The 21879-nt window shown below is 53.3% G+C and carries 28 protein-coding genes; 27 read left to right on the top strand and 1 reads right to left on the bottom strand.

Translation table 11 applies throughout. The features are described from left to right. Positions 1-151 precede the first annotated feature (151 nt). The 9 genes from queC to AC0YNW_RS18580 all read left to right on the top strand — a co-directional run bounded on the left by queC (position 152) and on the right by AC0YNW_RS18580 (position 6636). Positions 152-820 (top strand): 7-cyano-7-deazaguanine synthase QueC, encoded by a 669-nt coding sequence (gene queC, locus AC0YNW_RS18620; protein WP_475833547.1) that lies wholly within the window; start codon positions 152-154, stop codon positions 818-820. Then, positions 820-1266 carry a 6-carboxytetrahydropterin synthase QueD gene (gene queD, locus AC0YNW_RS18615; RefSeq protein ID WP_475833546.1) on the top strand — a complete coding sequence of 149 codons (447 nt, stop codon included), beginning with the start codon at positions 820-822 and terminating at the stop codon, positions 1264-1266. Before queC ends, queD begins: the two co-directional genes overlap by 1 nt. Further along, a complete protein-coding gene (gene queE, locus AC0YNW_RS18610; protein WP_475833216.1) occupies positions 1259-1990 on the top strand; it encodes a 7-carboxy-7-deazaguanine synthase QueE in 732 nt (243 codons plus the stop codon). The genes queD and queE overlap by 8 nt, the downstream gene beginning before the upstream one ends. Before the next feature lie 72 nt (positions 1991-2062). After that, positions 2063-2566, top strand: coding sequence for a preQ(1) synthase (gene queF, locus AC0YNW_RS18605; RefSeq protein ID WP_475833215.1), 504 nt, complete (start codon positions 2063-2065; stop codon positions 2564-2566). Between the two features lie 251 nt (positions 2567-2817). Beyond that, positions 2818-3399 (top strand): SLOG family protein, encoded by a 582-nt coding sequence (locus tag AC0YNW_RS18600; RefSeq protein WP_475833214.1) that lies wholly within the window; start codon positions 2818-2820, stop codon positions 3397-3399. Positions 3400-3494: 95 nt separating this feature from the next. Beyond that, the gene (locus AC0YNW_RS18595; RefSeq protein WP_387476110.1) at positions 3495-4850 is read left to right on the top strand and encodes a hypothetical protein; all 1356 of its coding nucleotides are present in this window, start codon (positions 3495-3497) and stop codon (positions 4848-4850) included. 321 nt (positions 4851-5171) lie between these two features. Further along, a complete protein-coding gene (locus tag AC0YNW_RS18590; RefSeq protein ID WP_475833213.1) occupies positions 5172-5561 on the top strand; it encodes a phage holin family protein in 390 nt (129 codons plus the stop codon). Between the two features lie 144 nt (positions 5562-5705). Beyond that, positions 5706-6107 carry a YhjD family protein gene (locus AC0YNW_RS18585; protein WP_475833212.1) on the top strand — a complete coding sequence of 134 codons (402 nt, stop codon included), beginning with the start codon at positions 5706-5708 and terminating at the stop codon, positions 6105-6107. A 145-nt stretch (positions 6108-6252) separates the two neighbouring features. Further along, positions 6253-6636 carry a cupredoxin domain-containing protein gene (locus AC0YNW_RS18580; RefSeq protein ID WP_387476116.1) on the top strand — a complete coding sequence of 128 codons (384 nt, stop codon included), beginning with the start codon at positions 6253-6255 and terminating at the stop codon, positions 6634-6636. A gap of 63 nt (positions 6637-6699) precedes the next feature. On the opposite strand, the gene AC0YNW_RS18575 is transcribed toward AC0YNW_RS18580, so the two are convergent. Further along, entirely contained in the window at positions 6700-6957 is a 258-nt protein-coding gene (locus tag AC0YNW_RS18575) for a hypothetical protein (RefSeq protein WP_475833211.1), read from the bottom strand. A gap of 129 nt (positions 6958-7086) precedes the next feature. On the opposite strand from AC0YNW_RS18575, the gene AC0YNW_RS18570 reads away from it, so the two are divergent. The 18 genes from AC0YNW_RS18570 to AC0YNW_RS18485 all read left to right on the top strand — a co-directional run bounded on the left by AC0YNW_RS18570 (position 7087) and on the right by AC0YNW_RS18485 (position 21850). Beyond that, positions 7087-7374, top strand: coding sequence for a Dabb family protein (locus AC0YNW_RS18570; RefSeq protein WP_475833210.1), 288 nt, complete (start codon positions 7087-7089; stop codon positions 7372-7374). Between the two features lie 150 nt (positions 7375-7524). Beyond that, positions 7525-7950 (top strand): DUF86 domain-containing protein, encoded by a 426-nt coding sequence (locus tag AC0YNW_RS18565; RefSeq protein WP_387476122.1) that lies wholly within the window; start codon positions 7525-7527, stop codon positions 7948-7950. 89 nt (positions 7951-8039) lie between these two features. Beyond that, entirely contained in the window at positions 8040-8705 is a 666-nt protein-coding gene (locus tag AC0YNW_RS18560; RefSeq protein WP_387476244.1) for a helix-turn-helix transcriptional regulator, read from the top strand. Between the two features lie 265 nt (positions 8706-8970). Next, entirely contained in the window at positions 8971-9426 is a 456-nt protein-coding gene (locus AC0YNW_RS18555; RefSeq protein WP_475833209.1) for a DUF948 domain-containing protein, read from the top strand. Between the two features lie 51 nt (positions 9427-9477). Next, the gene (locus AC0YNW_RS18550; RefSeq protein ID WP_475833208.1) at positions 9478-9867 is read left to right on the top strand and encodes a YtxH domain-containing protein; all 390 of its coding nucleotides are present in this window, start codon (positions 9478-9480) and stop codon (positions 9865-9867) included. A gap of 187 nt (positions 9868-10054) precedes the next feature. Further along, entirely contained in the window at positions 10055-10864 is an 810-nt protein-coding gene (racE, locus tag AC0YNW_RS18545) for a glutamate racemase (RefSeq protein ID WP_387476128.1), read from the top strand. A 149-nt stretch (positions 10865-11013) separates the two neighbouring features. Further along, the gene (locus tag AC0YNW_RS18540) at positions 11014-11892 is read left to right on the top strand and encodes a M14 family metallopeptidase (RefSeq protein ID WP_475833207.1); all 879 of its coding nucleotides are present in this window, start codon (positions 11014-11016) and stop codon (positions 11890-11892) included. 129 nt (positions 11893-12021) lie between these two features. Next, on the top strand, positions 12022-12255 hold the full coding sequence (locus tag AC0YNW_RS18535) for a hypothetical protein (RefSeq protein ID WP_387476134.1): 234 nt from the start codon (positions 12022-12024) through the stop codon (positions 12253-12255). Between the two features lie 50 nt (positions 12256-12305). Further along, entirely contained in the window at positions 12306-12608 is a 303-nt protein-coding gene (locus AC0YNW_RS18530) for an iron-sulfur cluster assembly accessory protein (RefSeq protein ID WP_475833206.1), read from the top strand. A gap of 52 nt (positions 12609-12660) precedes the next feature. Next, on the top strand, positions 12661-12891 hold the full coding sequence (locus tag AC0YNW_RS18525; RefSeq protein WP_475833205.1) for a YuzB family protein: 231 nt from the start codon (positions 12661-12663) through the stop codon (positions 12889-12891). Positions 12892-12985: 94 nt separating this feature from the next. Further along, positions 12986-13600 carry a DUF3990 domain-containing protein gene (locus AC0YNW_RS18520; protein WP_387476140.1) on the top strand — a complete coding sequence of 205 codons (615 nt, stop codon included), beginning with the start codon at positions 12986-12988 and terminating at the stop codon, positions 13598-13600. Further along, positions 13560-13865, top strand: coding sequence for a hypothetical protein (locus tag AC0YNW_RS18515; protein ID WP_475833204.1), 306 nt, complete (start codon positions 13560-13562; stop codon positions 13863-13865). The genes AC0YNW_RS18520 and AC0YNW_RS18515 overlap by 41 nt, the downstream gene beginning before the upstream one ends. A gap of 139 nt (positions 13866-14004) precedes the next feature. After that, a complete protein-coding gene (locus tag AC0YNW_RS18510; RefSeq protein WP_475833203.1) occupies positions 14005-15384 on the top strand; it encodes a PDZ domain-containing protein in 1380 nt (459 codons plus the stop codon). 196 nt (positions 15385-15580) lie between these two features. Next, a complete protein-coding gene (locus tag AC0YNW_RS18505; RefSeq protein WP_475833202.1) occupies positions 15581-16987 on the top strand; it encodes an ABC transporter substrate-binding protein in 1407 nt (468 codons plus the stop codon). A gap of 223 nt (positions 16988-17210) precedes the next feature. Continuing rightward, positions 17211-18206: a zinc-dependent alcohol dehydrogenase gene (locus tag AC0YNW_RS18500; protein ID WP_475833201.1), complete on the top strand. Its 996-nt coding sequence runs from the start codon at positions 17211-17213 to the stop codon at positions 18204-18206. A 20-nt stretch (positions 18207-18226) separates the two neighbouring features. Continuing rightward, a complete protein-coding gene (locus tag AC0YNW_RS18495) occupies positions 18227-19183 on the top strand; it encodes an ABC transporter permease (protein ID WP_475833200.1) in 957 nt (318 codons plus the stop codon). Between the two features lie 24 nt (positions 19184-19207). Then, positions 19208-20095 carry a carbohydrate ABC transporter permease gene (locus tag AC0YNW_RS18490; RefSeq protein ID WP_387476152.1) on the top strand — a complete coding sequence of 296 codons (888 nt, stop codon included), beginning with the start codon at positions 19208-19210 and terminating at the stop codon, positions 20093-20095. Positions 20096-20233: 138 nt separating this feature from the next. Next, positions 20234-21850: an extracellular solute-binding protein gene (locus tag AC0YNW_RS18485; RefSeq protein WP_475833199.1), complete on the top strand. Its 1617-nt coding sequence runs from the start codon at positions 20234-20236 to the stop codon at positions 21848-21850. The last annotated feature ends 29 nt before the right edge of the window (positions 21851-21879 follow it).

The following is a 21879-nucleotide window of genomic DNA, read 5'->3' as shown; positions in this document are numbered from 1 at the left end:
TAGCCCTCTGTTTGGGCATCGTCGTTTTTGTGTTCGGCGCATTCGCGTTCCTGCTTAGGGACCCGAGGCGCCGTTTCTTTTTTCTATGCGCCGGTTCCGGTCGGGGCCGGTGAGGAGTTCCGCCTTCTCTAATTTGGGAGGAGACAACATGTTGAAGAATGAAAAGGCCGTTGTGGTATTCAGCGGCGGGCAAGACAGTACGACTTGCCTGTTCTGGGCATTGGAGAGGTTCGCCGAAGTAGAGGCGGTCACCTTTAACTACGGGCAGCGACATAAGCTGGAGCTCGATTGTGCGGCAGAGATTGCGGGGGAGCTTGGGGTCAAGCATCATGTGCTGGATATGTCCTTGCTGAACCAGCTTGCGCCCAATGCGCTGACCCGGGATGAAATCGATATTGAGCAGAAGGACGGGGAGCTGCCGACGACCTTCGTCGACGGACGCAATTTGCTGTTCCTGTCGTTCGCAGCGGTGCTGGCCAAGGGCATTGGTGCGAGGCATATCGTCACCGGCGTATGCGAGACAGACTTCAGCGGCTATCCCGACTGCCGTGACGTATTCATCAAGTCTCTTAACGTGACGCTTAACTTGTCCATGGATTATAACTTTGTTATCGATACGCCGCTGATGTGGCTGAATAAAGCGGAGACGTGGGCGCTCGCCGACGAGCTGGGAGCGTTCGACTTTGTTAGGGAGCGCACGCTCACCTGCTACAACGGCATCAAAGCCGACGGTTGCGGTGAGTGTCCGGCTTGCCAGCTCCGCGAAAGAGGGTTAGAGGAATATGTGGCATCGCGCGGTGCTGGGGGAGCGGGAATATGATGCTCCAGCAAATGTACCCGTCTGTGCCCCATGATTATCACTATGAGCTGAATAAGGATTTTCAATTTGACGCTGCCCACTTTGTGCCGTCCGAAGCGGCGGGCAAGTGCCAGCGGATTCATGGCCATACGTATTACGCCAATGTGACCGTTGCCGGAGACGAGCTGGATGAATCCGGCTTTCTCGTGAATTTCGCCACAATTAAGGGGCTGATTCACGGCCGGTTCGATCATACGCTGCTGAATGACGATTCGGAAAGCTTCGACGCCGCGAATCCGGACCGCTTCCCGACGACGGAGGTGGTCGCCCGGACGATCTGGGAGCTGGTGCAGCGCTATCTCGACGACATGCCGAACAAGCCGGCGTGCCTCCAGGTTTATTTGAGAGAGACGCCTACGAGCTATTGCATCTACCGTCCGAAGCGAAAGGCGGCTTCCCATGAGTAGTCCAAGACGCATTCCGGTCATGGAAGTGTTCGGGCCAACGGTACAGGGAGAGGGCATGGTCATCGGCCGCAAAACGATGTTCGTCCGCACAGCAGGCTGCGACTACCAGTGCGCCTGGTGCGACTCCGCGTTCACATGGGACGGCACCGGCAAGGATGAGATTCGGCTGCTGTCCGCGAGCGAGGTGATCGAGGAGCTGGAGCGGGTCGGGGGTTCTTCCTTCGACCATGTGACGATATCCGGCGGCAATCCCGCGCTGCTTCCGCAGCTTGGAGAATTGATCGGAGACTTGCATGAGCGGGGCATCCAAGCAGCGCTGGAGACGCAGGGCAGCCGGTGGCAGCCTTGGTTCGCCGATATTGACGATCTGACGCTGTCGCCCAAGCCGCCAAGCTCCGGCATGTCGACGGATTGGGCCGTTCTGGACGACATCGTGGAGAGGCTGCTGGAGCAGGAGAGAGACTTTTGCCTGAAGGTCGTTGTATTCGATGAAACGGATCTGGTGTACGCGAAGTCAGTGCACAAGCGATATGCGGATGTGCCGTTCTATCTCCAGGCCGGCAACGGCAATTTGACGGAGACAGAACCTCGCTTGATGCTGCCGTATCTCGTAGAGCGGTATGAATGGCTGATCGGGCTTGCGATGGCGGACGATGAATGGCGGGGCGTGCATGTGCTGCCGCAGCTTCATACCTGGGTATGGGGCAACAAAAAAGGCGTATAGCGGCGGCGAATGAGTCATGTTGAGCGGATCATCGTCAGCAACGTTTATTATAGAAAAGGAAGTGAGCTTCACATGGAAGGCAGAAACCAAGAAGAGCTGATGCAGGGAGGCATTACGCATCTGGGCAATCAGGGAACGAAGTACCCGTTCAACTACGCGCCGGAGGTGCTGGAATCCTTCGATAACAAGCATCCGGGCCGCGATTATTTCGTCAAATTCAACTGTCCCGAATTTACGAGCCTGTGTCCGATTACAGGCCAGCCGGACTTTGCGACGATCTATATCTCCTATATTCCCGATGTGAAAATGGTGGAGAGCAAATCGCTGAAGCTGTATCTGTTCAGCTTCCGCAATCACGGTGATTTCCATGAAGACTGCATGAACATTATGATGAATGATTTGATTGCGCTGATGAATCCGCGCTATATCGAGGTATGGGGCAAGTTCACGCCGCGCGGCGGCATCTCGATCGACCCGTATTGCAACTGGGGCCGCCCTGGCACGAAGTATGAGGCGATCGCCGAGCATCGTCTAATGAACCATGATATGTACCCTGAAAAGGTGGACAACCGCTAACAGGCCGCAATTGGCGGCACGGTTGTATCCAAGCAGACGCCCCGTCCGTCTGGAGGCTGCTCAGCTCTCCGAACGGACGGGGCGTTTTTTGTTTTGGCTTGGAATAGCGACGTGCTAATGCTCGGAGCTTCTCTGGAAAGAAGTGCCGCGTGACGGGACAGTTTGTGCTACGATGTAAGAGTTGTCTGCGTGAGGTTTATACGCTGAGCTGTGCGCTGCAACTCTATTAATTCGCAAAGGCGTTGTTATCGATGAAAAATGTGCTCATCACCGGCTACCGCGCGCATGAGCTGAATATATTCAGTCAGAAGCATAAAGGCATCAAGTACATCCAGCAGGCGATTGTCGGCAAGCTGCGCCCGCTGGCGGAGGAAGGACTGGAATGGGTCATCACGCCGGGGCAATACGGCGTAGATCTATGGGCTTGCGAAGCGGTCATCGCACTAAAGCGCCAATACCCGAAGCTCAAGCTGTCCATTATTACAGCCTATGCCAATCCGGAGGAAGGCTGGAAGGAGGACAAAAAAACGTATTACCAGAGCCTCCTGCCCGGCGTCGATTATTGCGCCTCGATCTCGAAGGGGCCTTATGAGGGTGTCTGGCAGTTTACGGCGAGGGACGAGCTGCTGCTGCGCAAGACGGACGGGATCATCCTGGTCTATGATGAGGAAGCGGGAGAAGGCAGTCCGCGGTTTATGAAGGAAAAGGCGATGAAAAAAGTGCATGCCGACGGCTACCAATACATCTCCATTACCTCCGACGATATCCAGAGTATCGCGGACGAGGACAGCTATCGTGAGATGGAGGAGCCATTTCACGAAGAAGAGGGTTGACAGTGTCCTTAAGAGGTTGCTATAATTCACCAATGACATTAATTCCGATAGGTTATATAGGGATTATAAACAACTTTTATAAGGAGGCAATACCCATGACCACAACTAGAGTAAGATTCGGCCAATGGACAGTCGCGCTGCTGGCAGCGTTCGCCATTCTGTTCACGGCAACCGCTTCGCATGCCGCGCCATCGACGGCATCCCAGCATGCCTTGGACGGGGCTGCCGAATACAAGCTGTTCCTGGAGGACAAATTCGATGTCCGCCTGGAAGCCAAGCTAAGCAAAGGAAACTTTATCGAGGCTGTAGCCGATGTGTTGAACATCGACGCGCCAAAAGACAAAGCCGTGTTCGCCGATGTGTCCCCTTCGGATGATCTGTATGACGCTGCTGCTGCACTGTACGGCAAAGGAATTCTGCAAGGGCCTGCTATCGGCGGCGAGCTGCCGCTGACGAATGCCGTAGCCGTCTCCATTGCGGTTAGAGCCGCGGATTTGAAGGAGCTTGCTTATACATATCCGTCTGCGAAAGTAGACAAAGCGCTTGACCAGCTTGGCATCTCCGCTGCGGGCCTTGGCAAGCATGTGGCCCAAGAACTGGCGGCTGCGGTCGATACGGGCTTCATTCCTGCGGAGTACCGCCAAGGCTTCTCCCCTAAAGCGACAGCGGACCAGGCGTTTGCGAACGTGCTGTTGGGCAAGGTGCTGGAGACGAAAGGCCTGTACAAAAATTACATCGGTTATATTAGCGATGCCGACATTATCGCCAAGCTTAATCAGGCGTATGCGACTTCGGACATCATCCAGGCGCCGAAGCTGCAGAAGCTGGTTAATACCGCGCTGGAGCAAGAGCTTATTACCGGCTACAACGTGAAGGATTCACGTTTTGAATCCAATTTTGTAGACGAGTTGGCGCTTACGTACGGACATTCCGATCTGAAGCATGCGATCCAGTTGATCGGCCTGCTGCGCAGCGAAGGACTGGATGCGAAAGTGCAGTTCGAGCCGAAGACATCGGCCTTCGTCCATCTGCTGGAGTGGGGGGATCCTGGCCCGAACGTTGTGAAGATTGCGAATGGCAATTATATTGCCTATGCCAAGGAATATGACCTGGAGTTCGAATTCGCAACGAAGAAGGATAAAGAAGCGTTCCAGGCAATCATTCTCGCTTATGCCAAGAAAAATGAAGCTGACCAGACTGGACTTATAGCCGCTTCATGGTGGCAGCCGCTGTATTATTCCGCAACTGAGATCGCTGACTATGAAGTAATTACGAACAACCTCATCACCGATCCGGAGGGCCCGTACACGGTGCATCCGTTCTCTCTGAATGAGAACTCCGAAGCGGTAGTGAAGGGCTTAAAGGCCATTGATCCGGATGCTGTCATTACACCTTACCGGTTCTGGGTCGACGTCCCTTTCTTCAACTATCTGCACGGTGAATCCACTTAGCGTTAAGGCAGCAATAAGCAATGGATCAAGAGCTATGAAGTCGCACAGACATTCATAGCTCTTTTTTTGCATTTGTAAGGGGAATTTGCAACCAGACAGGTTATGAGCGGCATGTTTCTTCTATATAGAGTTTCGCGGGGATGAACGGTTGTCCGATTTGGACAGCCGTTTTTTTGCGCATTAGCCCAAAGTGTTTTGTTCCCCATGCGCTCATGCTTCTCCACGTGCGCCTGATTTTTGGCAACAGGGACAAGTCAACGGACAGGGGAAAGACATGCCGCATATAGTATCTCATCATGGATAGGAAAAGAGGTGCAGGACATGCCGTTGATCTGGACTTGTTCCCTAACTGGCATAGTGGGGTCTATTATTACGTTTGCGTTTGGAGGCTGGGTGGAGTCGCTTACCGTTCTTGTTGTTGCGATGGGGATGGATTACGTAAGCGGCGTCGCCGCGTCGATCAAGGAAGGCAAAGGATTGAACAGCGCGTTCGGAGCTTGGGGGCTCGCCCGCAAAGGATTGATGCTGCTTGTCATTCTGCTTGCCCACCGTGTGGATATATTGCTGGAAACGAGCAACGTGACGATGGGAGCCGCGATCTATTTTTATATTGCGAACGAATTAATATCGATTACGGAAAATTACGGAAGAATGGGATTGCCGCTGCCGGAGAAAATTCGCAAGCTAATTGCGGTGTTGAAGGAAAAGTAAGAGAAGGGCCGGCAATCGGAAACTTCCAATAACCTCCAGGGGAAAGCGGCGGAGGTTATTTCCGCTTGCATGGAATTGCGTGGTTCGCATATAATAAGAACAGGTGTTCTGGTATATTGAAAGCAATGTGATGGAGGGGTGGCTATGGCCGCTAACGGAATAGAGGTGGGCGGGGGAGCCGCACCTGCGGCAACGCCGCCGATTCAGACCGAAGACGAGCTTGCGCTTGTGAAGCGCTGCGTGTTGCTTGGTATTGTAACGCGCGTATTGGATCATGATATACGGGTTGTCGATTCGTCAGGCATGAAGCTGCCGCGCTTCTACGAATCGTTCCTTCGCGGCATTCAGGATCGGGTGCTGCTGGATTTGGCGGACTTGCGCAGGCAGTTCCGCAGCCGCGGAATCAAGATTTATGAAGAGAAGCAGGAGAAGGATGGGCTTCTTGCGAAATACGTTTGCCGCGGCTATCACCATGAGTTTTATATGCTTTGGGGTTTCGTCAAGGCGGAGTCGGAGCGTACATTGAAGCAATATTTGTCTAAATGATGTCCAAATGATGTCCAAATTGTTCAATGTTTTGTCAAAAAGAAAAAAAACTTTTCCACTTTGCGCAGTTTAAGGTTGAGAACTTCGGACGATCTTATGTAATATAAGAGGTAGACATTATGATCGCAAAGGGGAGCACGTAGCAATGCACAAATGGATTATGTTCGTCGTCTTCACAGCGGCAGCCGTGCTGGGCATTTATCTTCTTACATTCAACATGCCTGAGAAGCCGGTTGAAGAAGAATTGCCAGAAGGCGTATCGCGTATGACAATTGAGGCATACAGCGATTTTACGTTCAACAAGGAAGTATTCACGGCGAAAGTTGGAGACAAGGTTATTATGAAGCTGACGAACAAGAGCGGCGTTCACGGCATTCATATTGACGAATTGAAAGTAGCACTGGATAACGATACGCCGGAGACGGAGCTGGAATTCACTGAACCGGGCGAGTACGAGATATATTGTTCGGTTCCTTGCGGCGCCGGACATACAACGATGAAAGCGAAGCTTATCGTCGAAGCAGCGTAAGAGAAAGCATGAAGAAAAGGAGCCGAGAGGCTCCTTTTCCATTACGCTCTTGTTCCGGGGACTCTAAGCGGCCGAGCGTCTTTTTCTGCGATCGCGTGCGATGAAGACGTCTGCGATGTAGCCGATGACGGCCCAACTGATAATCGTAAGCACGTACATCAGCAGGACGCTTACTTCATGAATATCGACGAAAAAGTCGGCGAACCATGCCGGAATGCTAAGCATAAAGAAAACCATGTTATGCGGGTCATAACCCGTGTAATTGAAAGCGCAGATCGCAACGGCGATCAGGGTAGCGATAATCGTAACCGTATAGCGCATAGGGATTGATCTCCTTTAACTAAAGATTGCCGTAATACGATTCCATAGGTTATTATGTGACAAAAGGACGAAACTCATGCCGAAGGCGCAGGGTAACCCAATAGACGATGATTCCAGGAGGCTATGATCATGATTACACATATCGTTTTCTTCAAACTAAAGGATAACAGCGCAGAGAGCGTGGAGCGCACGGCACAGGTGCTTCACGATATGGAAGGCAAGATCGACGAGCTGAAGCATATTGAAGTTGGTATTGACGTGCTGCACTCGGAGCGTTCGTACGACATCGCCCTTATTACAAAATTCGAATCCATGGCTGCCCTGGAGGTTTATCAGGTGCATCCCGTACACAAAAAAGTAATCGAGCATATGACGCAAGTACGCGAAGCTTCCGTAAGCGTTGACTTTGAGAGCTAAGGGGTATCCAAGATATGCAGGAGATGAGAGACGTATACGAAATGCTGACTTATTTGCTGGTCATCATTTTTAGCAGCATTATTATGGTCGCTTGGCTGAAACGGAGAGCAAAACGCAAGAAATAGAAGTTAACCGAAAGCAGGGAATGCGATGTATTACGTAAATCAGGAGCAGATCGCCGTTCGTCTGGATGCGATACCGGAGCTGGCGGAAGCGCTGAGCGCGCTGGCATCCGACTGGAGAGGCGACTTGCTGCAAGGAATGGCACAGGAGCGCGCGCTTCATCTTGCCATCGAGACCGTAACGGACGTAGGCAGTTATCTGATCGACGGTTTCTTGATGAGGGATGCGAGCAGCTACGAGGATATTATTGAAATTACGGGCGGAGAAGGTGTATTCTCTGCCGAGCTTCAAGCCGTGCTGACGGAGCTCGTGAAGCTTCGTAAGCCGCTTGTACAGGATTATTATGCTTGGCCGCGCAGCGAGCTGCATCCTTTTACCACGCAGCTGTCGGCACAGTTAACGGCGTTCCGGGATTCCGTAGAGCGTTATTTGAAGCAAGAGCTGAGCGTATAGCTTCAAGGACCAGAAGGATTGGAGAGCAAATCGGCAGCGATGTCCGGAAACGGGCAGATCGAATGGGCGGAGGTGGAGTCGTGAAACGAATGGATAGCGACAGGCAAGGCGGGCGCGAACCGAAGTCCGCTTCTTCGACCCGGGAGCGCATTCTTCTGCTGATGAAGACACGAGGCAGGATGAGCGCAAGTGAGCTTGCTTCAGAATTGAAGCTGACCGAGATGGCGATCAGGCGGCATATGTACGAGCTGGAGGGCGCGGGCAGCGTTCAGACGGTAGCGATTCGCCAGCAGGTGGGCAGGCCGCTGCATAAGTTCGAGCTGACGGCTGTCGCGGATGAATTGTTCCCCAAGAACTACCATGCGCTAGCACTGGATTTGCTAACGGAGCTGGATGAAGATCCTGAGACGGCCCTGTTGATCGACCGCATGTTCGAGGGGAGAATGCGCAAGCTGCGCGACCGCTTCTTGCCCCGGATGCAAGGATTGGGCTTGGAGGAGCGTGTGCAAGCACTGGCTGTCATTCAGAATGAAGGCGGTTATATGGCTCAGGTAGAAAGAGACAGCGAGCATCGCTTCACGCTGCACGAATACAATTGTCCGATAACGGGCGTTGCGGGCAAATATGAGCAGGCATGCAATTGTGAGCTCGCTTTGTTCCGCAGCTTGCTGGAGGTGCCGGTGGAGCGTACGGAATGTCTGGCGAAAGGCGGAAGCCGGTGCAGCTATGCGATTGACGGCAAGGTGAGCCCGTGATTCGCGATTAGACCATAGTATGACAATAGGGACAAAGCTTGGCTGAGCAGCCAGGCTTTTTTTGTTGTACGGAGTATTCAAGGGACTTTAAAGGAAGCGGTGTCTGGCAGTCGGCAACCCTTCATACAGAATTAAGCATGGCGTTGTGTCAAGACGAGCCCATGCTGCTTATACTGTCATTACGAAGTAGGCATTCGTCTAGTCCGCAAGGCTCCGGGGGCAAGAGGTCGGGGCTGCAATGGCGGCTGGAGAGGAGGCGTTCGACATGGCAGAATGGAGTGCGGCGGTAGCTGCGGCAGCATTCGTAGCTTTGGTAGCGGGATTGTTGATTGGGCTTCGGATGTTGCTGCGCAGGCTTGGGCAAGCACAAGCGTCAGTGGAAGCGATGCAGGCCGATCTGCACAGGCTTTCGACGGAAATTGGGGCGGTGCTTCAGCCTGTGGAGCAGACAGCCAAAGGCGTGCAGCGAAGCTTGGAAGCGGCAGGGGGATTGGTGCAGGCGGTTCGTCAAGTAAGCGGCACGGTCGAGCGAACGTCATCGGCTGTCGAGCGCGTCACAACGACCCTGTCCGCGTCAGCCGTCAAGCATGCGGAGCGCATTGCGGCTAGCCGCCATCTGGATGAGGCGGCGCAGTGGGCGGAGCTTGGGCTGACGGCCTGGCAGCTGTGGCAGTCGAGAAGCAAAGCGGATGGCAATCAAGATTCCCGCTCGAATGGCTGAATCAACAAGCCGAGACGAAGGGTACTCTAATGACGAAGGGAGCGATTATCGATGTCAACACGTAAAGACACTAAAGGATTTTTGCTGGGTGCGATAGCCGGAGGGGTTATCGGGTCCATTACTGCTTTGCTGTTCGCGCCGAAAGCAGGCAAGGAGCTGCGCCAGGATATTTCCGCGGGAGCTCAGAAGGTAGGCGACTCGACGATCAAAGCAGCGAATAAAGTCGGCGAGACGACAGGCCGCATTGTGCGGGAAATTGGCGATCAGGCTTCCACGATTGCGGGCAATGTCGTAAGCAGTGTAAAAGGTATACGCAAGCCTGCGGATTCAGCCACAATTGCGACGGTATCGGGCATCTCGACCGAGGAGTTCGCAGAAGAAACGATTGAGGCTGCCGCAGAAGCTTTAGTGGCAGAGGAAGCATCTTCCAAGCAGCTGTAACACCATGGATAGCACATAACGAAGAGCCGGCGCAGGCGGCAAGCGCTTGGCTCTTTGCCGTATCCAGAGCTTCTTGAACCTTGTCCCTATTTGCGTTAAGATGTAGGTACGTTTTCGATGTCGAATTCATATGCTATTCTGTCTCGAAATCGGATTCCATCATCTTGTTTAAGAAAGCGGTGTGTTTGTGCAGCAACCGATAGCGATACTAGATTCCGGCGTGGGCGGCCTTACGGTTGTTAAGGAAGTGATGCGCCAATTGCCGCGCGAGAAGATCATTTATTTCGGAGATACGGCGCGTACCCCGTATGGACCGAGAACCCCTGAAGAAGTAATGCGCTTTACTAGAGAAATCGTGGATTATTTGATACAGTTTCATCCGAAAATGATTGTCATTGCCTGCAATACCGCTACAGCGGTGGCGCTGGCGGACATTCGCGCCAGAGTCGCCATTCCGGTCGTAGGTGTTATTAATCCCGGCGCCCGTGCTGCTATCGGCAGAACCAAGACCGGCTGCGTAGGCGTCATCGGCACGGAAGGCACGATCAAGAGCGGTGCGTACGAGCAAGCGCTGCGCGAGCTGTCGCCTCATGTGCAAGTCGTCAGCGAGGCATGTCCGAAGTTCGTGCCGCTGGTAGAGCAGGGCAACTTCCGCTCGATCGAGACGTATGACGTCGTAAGGGATTCAATTTCCCATATGCGCACGTATCCGATTGATACGCTTATCCTGGGATGCACGCATTACCCGTTCCTGACGGAGACGATCTCCGAGGTGATGGGGAGCGAAGTGAATCTGATCAGCTCCGCCGATGAGACGGCAAGAGAGATCAGTACGATTCTGCAAGACAAGCGCAAGCTGGCCCGGAACGATCAGGTGCCCGTGCACCAATTTTTCTGCAGCGGGGATCCCGGCATGTTCAAGCTGATTGCGCAGCAATGGCTCGGCGAGCAGATTGAGCTGACGCCGGTTGTCTGGCAAATTCCGAATATCGTATAGAGCAGGGCGCATCACGCGCCAATAAAGAAACGAACAGCCGTCTCCGGAAGGAGCCGGCTTTTTCATTGGCGCCGTTCAATGATAGGACGGGCTTCTTCGCGCATAGGATGAATAAAACCATCCTGGCGAGAGCGGAGGGGAAAGCGTTCGTGAATGCAGATTATGGCTTCGATGATATGATGCGAGAGATTCAGAGCTTAAAGGCCATTAACCCGTGTGTAGGTGTATATCAATATGGACAAAGCGTGTTCGGTCGCCCTCTTGTAGCGCTATGCTGCGGCCGCGGCTCGCGGCTGATACATGTGAATGCCTCCTGCCATGCGAATGAGTGGATCACGTCGGCATTATTGATGCGATTCATGACGGAGCTCTCCGGCGCTTATTCTAAGGAAGAACGTCTGGGCGGAGAGGATGTAGGGGCGTTGCTGGATACCGTGACGCTATGGGCGGCGCCGATGGTGAACCCGGACGGGGTAGAGCTCGTCCAGGGGCGATTCCACCATTCCCATCCGCATTATCGGACACTGATGGCGTGGAACGGAGGGCTTGAGGACTTCAGCGGCTGGAAAGCGAATATTCGCGGGGTGGATTTGAACGATCAATTCCCTGCCTACTGGGAGGAGGAATGCAAGCGCAGGGCTGTGGTGTCCCCGGCCCCCCGGGATTACCCTGGAGCTCATCCGCTCTGCGAGCCGGAGGCGGCGGCGCTGGCGGAGCTGACGGAACGCCTCGGGTTTCACACCGTTGTAGCGCTTCATACCCAAGGAAGAGAGATCTACTGGAACTACCGGGACTTCGAGCCGCCTCATGCTGAGGCCTTGGCGGGCCGTCTCGGAGCCGCGAGCGGCTATGAGCCCATCAAGCTGAGCGGCAGTGATGCGGGCTACAAGGACTGGTTCATTCACCGCTACCGCCGTCCCGGCTTTACAGTAGAGGCCGGCTACGGGGAGAACCCGCTCCCGGCCAGCGCGTTCGACACGATCTACGCGGAGCTTAGGCCGCTGCTGCTGGAGTCGCTAAGACTGTAGCGAGACGGAGGGCGCAAGCGAGAGGCCGTTCCATGAGTTGGCAGATGGACATGGAACGGCCCATAGGAGAAAAGGGGAAAGCTATGATATAATGCTGTAAAATCGGGATTCACAGGGGTGGAAGAGATTATGCGCAAGCTACTGTCGCTTAAGCATTGGCAAAGAACTTTTGCCCTTATTTTCCGATTGCTGAAATCAAAGGATGTGCTTATTCGGGACAAGCTGCTGTTCCTTGTGCCCGTAATTGTCTATTGGATCGTTCCGGATGTAATGCCGTTCATTCCGATTGACGATATTGCTTTTACGATGATTGTTGCAGAATGGTTTGCCCGGAGAATGGGGACGAAGTATAATATAGAGTAATGAATGAAGAACTAGTTGCCGCATGGGCAACGCAGAGGAGCTGGGTAGGCATGAAATGCAAAATTTCCCGCAATGCGGCGAAGATGATAAAGCTTGAGCTGGAGAAGGAAGAGAATAAAGACAAGCTGCTGCGCGTCTATGTGACGCATTCGCATGGCGACCACGCACATTACGGCATGGGAGTCGACACGCCCACGGATAAGGACGTAGTTGTATCGACGGACAAGGATATCGATGTGATTTTGGAGAAGGACAATGATTTTCTCGACGGTATCCGCATAGACTACTTCTACGTGCCGGAAGAGGGCTTCGCGATTACGAATCCGTCCAAGGGCAACCACGGAGATCATTAAGCATCATGAAGCACCGCTTTGCAGGCGATGAGGAATGGGACGATAAATCATAATGGCTACCAATGATATTAAAGTATGTGAAAAGTGCAAGCATATGAAGATGAAGACCACGCTTGCCAAGCTGCAGAAGCTTGCTCCCGAGGCGGAGATCAGCCAAGTGACTTGCAAATCCTACTGCGGGCCTTGCGCCCGCTATGCCTTCGTATTTATTAACGGACGGTATGTGAAGGGTGCAACAGAGGATGAAGCGATCGAGAAGGCGCTGACGTATTTGAAGTCATAATATTTATTCCATACAACAAACCAACGATGAACCCAACAACTTAGATGCTGTTGGGTTTTTATATGGATCGCAATGAACAGGGAAGGAGCATAGAATGGATATTAAGACACCACAGCTGCTATATCACGGAACCACAGGCTCTACCGTAGAGTCATTCCGCAGCAAGCTGCTTCAATCGGCCTATTGGCGGCCGGGCAAAGACTTCGGGGAAGGCTTCTATACGACGATTTCCATCGCCCAGGCAAGAAGATGGGCACATAAGACGGCAAAGGAAGCCTGGGATGGCGGCAAGCCTTGTGTACTGGTCGTTGAGCTGTCCAGTATTCCTGCCGAGATCGAGCCGCTCCTGTTCCTGTCGGACTCTCCTGCTTGGGCTTCATTCGTCTACAGTCACAGGAAACAGAATGCGAAAGGCGAAGATCCGTGCGCCGTACATCCAGATATCATTATTGGCCCGATGGCGGACAATGACACTGGAAAAATCGTACATAAAGGCGTACAATTAAAGAAAGACGATCAATGGTTCTACGATCAGATTACCCGATCTCAGAAGGGGCGCAAGCTGGACGCCTTGAAGCTGGGCAACCAGGTCGTATTCGGTTCCGAGCGATGGGAGTCACATGTTGTCTTATTGGGTTATTATATATATACGAGAGGAAGGTGGTTGTATGGCGACGCCAGGGACGAGAGTGAGATTAAGCGCGTATGAGCGGGGCATAGCCGAGGCACTGGTGCAAGGGTGGGGCTACGAACCGTTAGCCGCCCGCGAGCTGGTTGTCGAATACATCAAGGTGATTCGCAGATTAGGCGGATATGAGCCGTGCACCCATTATGCGGCGCTAATCGATCGGGCCAAGCGCGCCGGACATACGCCTTCCATGTGGATACAACGCATCGTGGACATCGAGCAAGGCGAGGCAATGGACCGCGGCATCGGAGAAGAGCAAAGCCGCCACTACTTGCAGAGCAAGTAGAAGCAGCTTCGCTGCTGCCGGTACACGGGTGCGGACATAAGGGAAGACAAGGGGACGTGCGGCAGCTATCTACGCGTCCGCTTGTCTTTTTTTGTGAAGGGACAAGCAAAGGAAACCATTGTGACTGGGAGGCTTTAGGGTGAAGAAGGGTTACCATGCAGGCAGACGGCTTTATTATGCTGGATTTATAATCGCAATCTGCAGCTTGATTGCGGCAGAACTGATATGGATACCAGCTCCGCTCCGCACAGGAGGGGGCGTATTGTGGATTGAAATGATCAATTGGCTCTATTATGTACTGGCTGTTATTCCGCTGATGTGGGCGCTGGGGGCGGGCCTGATGCTACGATTATCTCCGAGGCTAACGATTCGGAGCTTAAGGGTTGCTATTATAGCCGTTAATCTGGCGCTGGCGGGCTTGCTATTCGCCAGGGCATCGATGACAGCGCTGCTGGCGGCCTTGACGGCTGCTGCTGTTCTTGTCATCATCGATATGCTGGCTAGCGGTCGCATGGAGCGAGGGCGTGCGCCTTGGCGAACGGTCTTTTCGATAGCGGCAATGGCATTGATTCTTGGCATCCTGCTTGTGCCGACAGGCTACAGCGTGACCTATCCAGGCATGACGCTGGATATGAACCGTTACGCGCATGTTCAGGGAGGAGCCGAGGGCGGGGAGATTGAGGGAGTGCTCGTATTCGACCGGCCAGCGGTATTGGCGGACAGGCTGTATGGCTGGTTATTCCCGCAATATGACTTCTTGCCGATTCCGAAGGACGAGCCGCCACTGTCAGAGACGTATGCGCAGGTAATCGCCATGAAAACCGATGCCAACCGCGTTGCTGCGGCAATTGCCATGCAGAAGGCCGGCATCGGCAAAGGGGTTGTTCCGGATGGTGTTCGCATTGTTGCCATTGTGAAGGACAGCCCGGCAGACGGCATTCTGCATGCAGGAGATATCGTAGACGCCGTGAACGGGCATGAGATTCGTAAGGTCGAGGAAATGATCTCGTATATGACAGAAACCGTGAGGCCCGGCGATAAAGTGAACTTAACAGTCAGAAGAGCGGGCGCGCCCGTCTCCGTCACAGTCCGTACCGTTCCATCGGAGCAAGACGCGTCGCGGGCAGTATTCGGCGTATCCGTACAGACGGAGCCCAAGCTCGACACGCCTAGATCCATTAACTTCCATGAGTATATCGCTCATCTCGGCGGACCTTCGCATGGCGCGATGCTTACGCTTGCTTTTATCGATCAGCTGGTTGAGGGCGGCGTGACGGGCGGTCTGCAGGTGGCTGGAACGGGTACAATTGAGACGGATGGATCGATAGGCATGGTGGGAGGCATCCCTCAGAAGGCTTATGCGGTAAGCCGGACGGATGCCGATGTGTTTTTTGTGCCTATAGAGGGAGAGCAAGCAGCCAGAAGCGCGGCGCCTGACCTGAGAATTGTTGCGGTAAGCAGCATCGATGAAGTGCTGGAATGGCTGAAGGAGCATAAAAATGAAGCCCAAGGGAAATGATCGCCTAATGAGGGGTTGTTCACGAATGCACGGGCGAGCAGTTCGCCGTCTGGCGAACGACCAGCCTCGGTGCTGAATACCCGACTTTTTGAACACGTACTATAAGGGGGATATTCGTCTGATAGAGTTGACATCCCATGTAAAATAGTTAACAATGAATCTGATGTCTATGTTTGAACCAATAGGAGAAATATACATGAGTCATAAATTAGAACGATCATCCTTTCAGGAGCGGCTGGATCATTTCGTTAATGTCATTCGCACGGAAATTGTGAACGGAATTAGGGAAGAAGGCACGTACCTGCCTGCCGAGAGCGCGCTTGCGAAGCAATTCGAGCTGAGCAACAAGTCGATACGGAAGGGGCTGGAGCAGCTCGTCGAGGAAGGGCTGATCGTCAAGATTGACCGGGTCGGCAGCATGGTGACGCCGAGGGCGAAGGAGACCATTACGATCAACTTCGGCTGCCCCATCAGCCTGACGACGGATTTCATGATGGACGACCTTATTGCAGCGTTCTCGAAGCGCAATCCGGGTATTCATGTGCGCCGCATATCGCTTAACCATATCAGTTATTCACAATCCGCCGAAGAGATGATGGCGAACGGCCTGCTTGATGTTGTGGCCTTCAACAGTCCGCAGTTCCAGGAGTGGACGGAGGAAGGGCTTACGTCGCTGCTGGAGCCGCAGGCGTCCGACGAGCGGCTGTACCGCATCGCGGAGGAAGCCTTCCTGCATGACGGAATGCTGTTTGCGAAGCCGGTTTCCTTCTCGCCGGTTGTCTTGTGCTACAACAAGGAGCACTTCGCGGGGGCCGGCATCGACGCTCCGGACAGCTATTGGACCTGGCAGGATCTGATGGATGCGGCGGCGAAGCTGTCGGAATCGCGCGGGAAGCCGGGCATCTACTTCCTGCCGACCTCCGAGAACCGCTATTCGGTCTTCCTGCTGCAAGGCGCAGGGAGGAACAGAGGGAGCGAGAGTGCTGAAGGGCTGCTTGACGGCTTGTCAACACTGAACCGCCTCATTGAGAACCGTTCCATCTTCCCGAATTATTGGGCGCACGGCAATGACGAGACGATTCAGCTGTTCGTTGAGGGGCAGGTGTCCATTATCCTGTGCACGTATTTCAATCTCAATGAATTCGCCCATTCGACGATGGACTACGACATCTGTCCGCTGCCTGTCCTGCGCAGAGGGGACCCTCAGCGCACGCTGCTGCTGTCGATCGGGATGTCGGTCGTGAAGCAGTCCAAGGTGAAGGAGGCTGCCCGCCGCTTTGTCGACTTCCTCTCTTCGGAGGAAGCGCAGGGCATGATCCGCGACAAGACGATGAGTATACCGGCACGCAAGGAGTCTGCCAGCCGCTTGGCAGGCGGCGCGCTCAGGCTGCCGTCCAGGTATGCCATGTTCAGGGAGCTGCAGCCTTCCTTCGCGTATCACAGCGATCTGGGCATACGGATGAAGGACCTCAGGAAGATTACCAAATGGCTGAAGGAATACTGGTCGAATATGATCGACGCCACCGAGCTTAGCGGCAAGCTGCTGGAGCTGGGATCGGAGAATCGCAAGAGCGGACAGCCTGCTGGCATGCCCGAACGATAATACAATCCTGGAACCGTCCAAGCATACAAGCTTGGGCGGTTCTTTTTGTTGTCTCGATTGAACGCGCTTTCAACTTCTAGAGTATTCAGAAAAATAGTTGTTGACGGTTTCATAAAACCGGGATTATAATCAATACATCAGAAGTACATCAGTGATGTATTTTAGAATGAAATTATTGGTAAATATCAATCACTAGTAAATCAGAATGGAGCGGAATGCATCTATGCGAGCGATTAAGAGCCGAAATGGCACTGCGGTCGTAGTCGATCTTCCTGAGCCGGAGATCAGGCCGCAGTACGTCAAAGTAAAAATTCAATATTCCTCCGTCAGCATCGGCACAGAGCTCCTGATGATCCGGACGAATCCGGAAGCAGCGCTGGGCTACAGCGCAGCTGGGGTCGTCATTCAAGTAGGAGAAGGCGTCACGCATGTCAAGCCGGGAGACCGGGTAGCTTGCTACGGCACGCCTGCTCACCGGGAAGTGATGCTCTCGCCGAAGCATCTGGCTGTGAGAATTCCGGATGGCGTGTCCATGCAGGAAGCAGCCTTCTCTGGAATCGGAGCGATCGCGATCCATGCCCTTCGGCAAGCGGATTTGACCTTCGGCGAATCTGTCGTTGTGCAAGGCGTCGGCATTCTGGGACAAATTATCGCGGCGATCGCCCATGCGTCGAACTTCCGCGTCATTGGCCTCGACCCGATTGCCGAACGCAGAGAGAAGCTGCTGGATGCGGGAATCAGGTATGCATATGGTAGCGCGGACGAGATTGGCGCAGCGCTTAAGACGGCTACCATCGGCGGAAAAGGCGCGGATGCCGTGCTCGTATGCGCCAGCAACCGCAGCCATAGCCATATCGATACGGCTATCGGCTGGCTCCGGGACCGGGGCAAGATTATCGTCGTCGGCGATACGGGCTGCGACTTCGACCGGGACTTGCTGTTCGCGAAGGAAGCAAGCGTTCACATCTCGCGGGCGGGCGGCCCAGGGCGCTACGAAGCCGATTATGAGCAGCTTGGATTCGATTATCCAATCGGTTATATCAGATGGACAGAGGGACGCAACATCGGGGACTTCTTGCGGATGATCGACGAGAAAAGAATTGATATCGCTTCCTTAATTACGGACGAAGTTTCCTTCGAAGCTCTCCCAGAGCTTTATGAACGATACGAGCGCGAGCCGAACAAGATGCTGGGAATCGTCGTTCGATTCCATGACTAACGGGAGGAGTGAAAGCGCTTATGCGAGAGATGGCGAGTACCGCCAAGGCGGCTAAGCGGCCGGAAGGATCGCGCCCGAAGTGGATCAAGACGTTCCTTCGCTACCGGTGGCTCTATCTGTTCATGGTGCCGGGTCTGCTGTACTACCTCGTCTTCCATTACGTGCCGATGTTCGGGCTGGTCGTCGCTTTCCAGGACTACAACCTGATGAAGGGCGTATGGGGGAGCCCCTGGGTAGGCTTTGACAATTTCAGAACGGTCTTCTCATCACCGGACTTTCTTGTCCTGATGAAGAACACGATTATCCTGAGCGTCTACCGGATCGTGTTCAATATGTTTCCTGATTTGATTCTGGCGCTGATGCTGAACGAGATTCGGGTGCGCTGGTTCAAAAAATGGATTCAGACGCTCACATACGGTCCTCACTTCTTGTCGTGGATTATCGTATACGGCATTGTATTTTCTTTCTTTGCACCAGGCTCAGGCTTGATTACGAACTTCATCCGCGATCTGGGCTGGACGCCAATCGATGTCCTCACAAGCTCGGAATGGTTCCGGACGCTGCTGCTGAGCACGGATATATGGAAGAGCACGGGCTACGGGGCCATCATTTATTTGGCCGCGCTGGCGGGCATTAACAACGAGTTGTATGAATCCGCTGCCATTGACGGGGCGGGGCGCTGGCGACAGATGTGGCATATTACGCTGCCGGGCGTGCGGGATGTCTTCATCCTGCTGATTATTCTGCGGCTGGGGAATATCCTCGATGCAGGTTTTGAGCAAGTTTACATTTTCTTGAATGTACGCGTTTACGATGTCGGAGATATATTGGATACCTGGATTTTCCGAAGGGGTATCGAGCAGCTTGATTTCAGCGTTCCTGCAGCGGTTGGCGTCTTCAAATCCATCATTGGGTTTGTGCTCGTCATCCTGGCGAACAAGCTGGCCAAGCGCTTCGGAGGATCGGGAATATGGTAATGAAATGGCTGGAGGTGGTGGAGCATGCCGTTCCTGTTCAAAAAATCGCTGTCTGACCGTGTGGCGGACGGAATTATCTACCTGGTGCTTGCACTATTCGGTATTGCGACCTTGTTCCCGATTTACTACGTATTTGTCGTCTCGATTACACCTTATACGGAAGTGCTCAAAAACGGCGGATTCCTGCTTATACCGAAAACAATTACATTTGACGCTTTCCAAGCCATATTCAGCAGCGGAGTAGTGCCGCGCGCCTTGCAAATTACCGTATTCATTACCGTGTGCGGTACGGTGCTGAACCTGCTTGTTACGACGCTACTTGCGTATCCGCTTTCAAAGAAATTTTTGCCGGGAAGGAATCCCGTCCTGCTTGCGCTGATCTTCACAATGCTGTTCTCGGGCGGCTTGATTCCGACCTTCCTGACCGTCAAGGCGGTTGGCCTGATGAATACGCTATGGGCGCTTATTATCCCGGGTTTGGTCTCGACCTTTAACCTGCTGATTATGAAAACCTACTTTGAATCGCTGCCGCCGGAGATAGAAGAGGCGGCCAAGGTAGACGGCTGCGGCGACGCGCGGACCTTGATGTCCATCGTGCTTCCGCTGTCGATGCCGATAATGGCGACGCTGGGCTTGTTCTATGGCGTCAATCATTGGAACGCTTATTTCGGCGGCATTATGTACCTGAATGACCGGGATCTCTACCCGCTTCAGGTTGTGCTGCGGAACATGATTATTACGCCGAGCGTCAGCCAGGAGCTGGCCGTGCCGCAGACGCAATTGAGCGCGCTGCCTCCCGAATCGATCAAGATGGCGACGGTTGTCGTCGCGATTGTTCCGGTCCTTATCGTGTATCCTTTTCTACAAAAATATTTCATTAAAGGGATGCTGCTTGGAGCTGTCAAGGGGTAATCACAACAGGGAAGCAGATGAAGGGGGAATGTCCGGGCGCCTACGCGCTAGCTTCTATTAGAGAGAGAAGAGCAATGCCGCAGTAAGGAAAGAGCAGAAACCTTGAAACCTAACTCATACTTTAGGAGGTCATGCAACATGAAAGGAACCAAATCGCTATTATTGGTGCTTATGGCAATCATCCTTACACTGACAGCATGCAGCGGCAACAACAAGTCGAATCAGGAGCCGTCCTCGCAGCCATCCTCGAATGCCGGGGGCGAGACATCGGAGCCGACACGGGAGAAGATCAAGCTGAACTGGTTCGTAACCGCTTCGGCCGATGCGATTCTTCCGAAGGGCGACCAAGACTTTGTGAAAGCCGCAATCGATGAGAAGTTCAACGTCGACCTGAAAATCAACTATATGCCGTTCGGCCAGGACTATCAGAACAAGCTGAATTCCATGGTGGCGTCGAGCGACATCCCGGATGTGTTTTTCATCGACGGCATTTCCTCCAACCAGTACATCAAGGACGGCATTGCGCGCGATATGACAGGCATTGTCACGCCTGAGAATATGCCGAACTACTTCAAGTATTGGGTAAGCGAAGACGCGCTTCCGAAGTATCAGGTACAAGGCCAGTTTGCTAGAGCGCCGATTCCCTTTGAAAAATATTTCTACCGTTCCTACTATATCCGTCAAGACTGGCTGGATAAGCTCGGACTGCCAATGCCAAAATCGTATGACGATATGCTGAACGTGATGCAGGCATTCACAAACGACGATCCGGACGGCAACGGCAAAAGGGATACTTACGGCTTTACCGCTTTCGGCAACGGCACGAACATGTCGCTTGAATTCCCCACCTACGTCAAAAACGGCTTGTTCGGCGACTTCAACATTGTAGGCGATGAATTTATCGATACCCGTACCGATCTGAAAATGCAGCAGGTGCTGGAAGATACAAAAGCGCTGATCGGCTCCGGCGTCGTAGATCCAGACTGGCTGCTGAACAAAAACGGCCAGCAAATCGAAAAAGCCGTTCAAGGCAAAGTGGGCATCATTCTTGGCTTCGGCAAAAATCTGGCCTTCGATCAAAACCCTGAAGGCTTGCAGATGAAAACAAAAGAAGTAACAGGCAACGCTGATGCTAACTGGATGCCGTTTGATCCGTTCGCGGACACAGGCACATATATCGATCCGGTGCCAGGCAATCCGTTCCTGCTAAGCTCCAAATCATCGGAAGAGGCGATCAATCGTTCCGTGGAAATTCTGGATTGGCTTGCAGGAGAGGAAGGTTTCCTGCTTACGCACTACGGCCGCGACGGTTCAGAATATACGCGTGACGGCTCGACCATTACGCTGAATCAAGACGCGATCAAATCCAATATTACAGACAATGGGAACTTCCTGTCCGTCTACAACTGGTTCACGCCAATCTCTGGTCCGGAGGAATTTGGTGTTGTCGTAGCCGATCCAAACGTAACTGACCGCGACCGCGCGATTGTAGACACAATTACTTCCTATAAGATCGTTCCATCCGTAGGCACTAGCATGGTCGTCAAGGAAGGCATGGATCTCGGCGCATTGCGCGCCAGAATGAACGAGCTTCAAGTGAAGATTATCTATGACGAGAAGGATGCGTCCAACTGGCCGAAGTACCGCGAAGAGCTGATGACCAAATACGGCGGCAAAGAAATCTTTGAATTCTACGCTGAGCAAGTTACAGAGGCAAGAGGACAGTCCGTTACGTTCAAGGCGGACAACAACTAATCGAATAGAGGAGGGTGGAGAGTCGCGAT

It is taken from the genome of Paenibacillus sp. J31R120 (assembly GCF_056269225.1).
This window is presented reverse-complemented; position numbering and strand designations above follow the sequence as displayed.

Excerpts from the sequence above, each read along its gene's own strand:
- AC0YNW_RS18590 (WP_475833213.1), top strand. The coding sequence starts at position 5,172 with ATGCCGTTGATCTGGACTTGTTCCCTAACTGGCATAGTGGGGTCTATT.
- AC0YNW_RS18505 (WP_475833202.1), top strand. The coding sequence starts at position 15,581 with ATGAGTCATAAATTAGAACGATCATCCTTTCAGGAGCGGCTGGATCAT.
- queF (WP_475833215.1), top strand. The coding sequence starts at position 2,063 with ATGGAAGGCAGAAACCAAGAAGAGCTGATGCAGGGAGGCATTACGCAT.
- AC0YNW_RS18490 (WP_387476152.1), top strand. The coding sequence starts at position 19,208 with ATGCCGTTCCTGTTCAAAAAATCGCTGTCTGACCGTGTGGCGGACGGA.
- AC0YNW_RS18555 (WP_475833209.1), top strand. The coding sequence starts at position 8,971 with ATGGCAGAATGGAGTGCGGCGGTAGCTGCGGCAGCATTCGTAGCTTTG.
- AC0YNW_RS18495 (WP_475833200.1), top strand. The coding sequence starts at position 18,227 with ATGCGAGAGATGGCGAGTACCGCCAAGGCGGCTAAGCGGCCGGAAGGA.
- queD (WP_475833546.1), top strand. The coding sequence starts at position 820 with ATGCTCCAGCAAATGTACCCGTCTGTGCCCCATGATTATCACTATGAG.
- AC0YNW_RS18600 (WP_475833214.1), top strand. The coding sequence starts at position 2,818 with ATGAAAAATGTGCTCATCACCGGCTACCGCGCGCATGAGCTGAATATA.
- AC0YNW_RS18535 (WP_387476134.1), top strand. The coding sequence starts at position 12,022 with ATGCGCAAGCTACTGTCGCTTAAGCATTGGCAAAGAACTTTTGCCCTT.
- AC0YNW_RS18570 (WP_475833210.1), top strand. The coding sequence starts at position 7,087 with ATGATTACACATATCGTTTTCTTCAAACTAAAGGATAACAGCGCAGAG.
- AC0YNW_RS18575 (WP_475833211.1), bottom strand. The coding sequence starts at position 6,957 with ATGCGCTATACGGTTACGATTATCGCTACCCTGATCGCCGTTGCGATC.
- AC0YNW_RS18580 (WP_387476116.1), top strand. The coding sequence starts at position 6,253 with ATGCACAAATGGATTATGTTCGTCGTCTTCACAGCGGCAGCCGTGCTG.
- AC0YNW_RS18595 (WP_387476110.1), top strand. The coding sequence starts at position 3,495 with ATGACCACAACTAGAGTAAGATTCGGCCAATGGACAGTCGCGCTGCTG.
- queE (WP_475833216.1), top strand. The coding sequence starts at position 1,259 with ATGAGTAGTCCAAGACGCATTCCGGTCATGGAAGTGTTCGGGCCAACG.
- AC0YNW_RS18565 (WP_387476122.1), top strand. The coding sequence starts at position 7,525 with ATGTATTACGTAAATCAGGAGCAGATCGCCGTTCGTCTGGATGCGATA.
- AC0YNW_RS18500 (WP_475833201.1), top strand. The coding sequence starts at position 17,211 with ATGCGAGCGATTAAGAGCCGAAATGGCACTGCGGTCGTAGTCGATCTT.
- AC0YNW_RS18585 (WP_475833212.1), top strand. The coding sequence starts at position 5,706 with ATGGCCGCTAACGGAATAGAGGTGGGCGGGGGAGCCGCACCTGCGGCA.
- AC0YNW_RS18520 (WP_387476140.1), top strand. The coding sequence starts at position 12,986 with ATGGATATTAAGACACCACAGCTGCTATATCACGGAACCACAGGCTCT.
- AC0YNW_RS18550 (WP_475833208.1), top strand. The coding sequence starts at position 9,478 with ATGTCAACACGTAAAGACACTAAAGGATTTTTGCTGGGTGCGATAGCC.
- AC0YNW_RS18485 (WP_475833199.1), top strand. The coding sequence starts at position 20,234 with ATGAAAGGAACCAAATCGCTATTATTGGTGCTTATGGCAATCATCCTT.
- AC0YNW_RS18525 (WP_475833205.1), top strand. The coding sequence starts at position 12,661 with ATGGCTACCAATGATATTAAAGTATGTGAAAAGTGCAAGCATATGAAG.
- AC0YNW_RS18530 (WP_475833206.1), top strand. The coding sequence starts at position 12,306 with ATGAAATGCAAAATTTCCCGCAATGCGGCGAAGATGATAAAGCTTGAG.
- AC0YNW_RS18560 (WP_387476244.1), top strand. The coding sequence starts at position 8,040 with ATGGATAGCGACAGGCAAGGCGGGCGCGAACCGAAGTCCGCTTCTTCG.
- AC0YNW_RS18515 (WP_475833204.1), top strand. The coding sequence starts at position 13,560 with ATGGCGACGCCAGGGACGAGAGTGAGATTAAGCGCGTATGAGCGGGGC.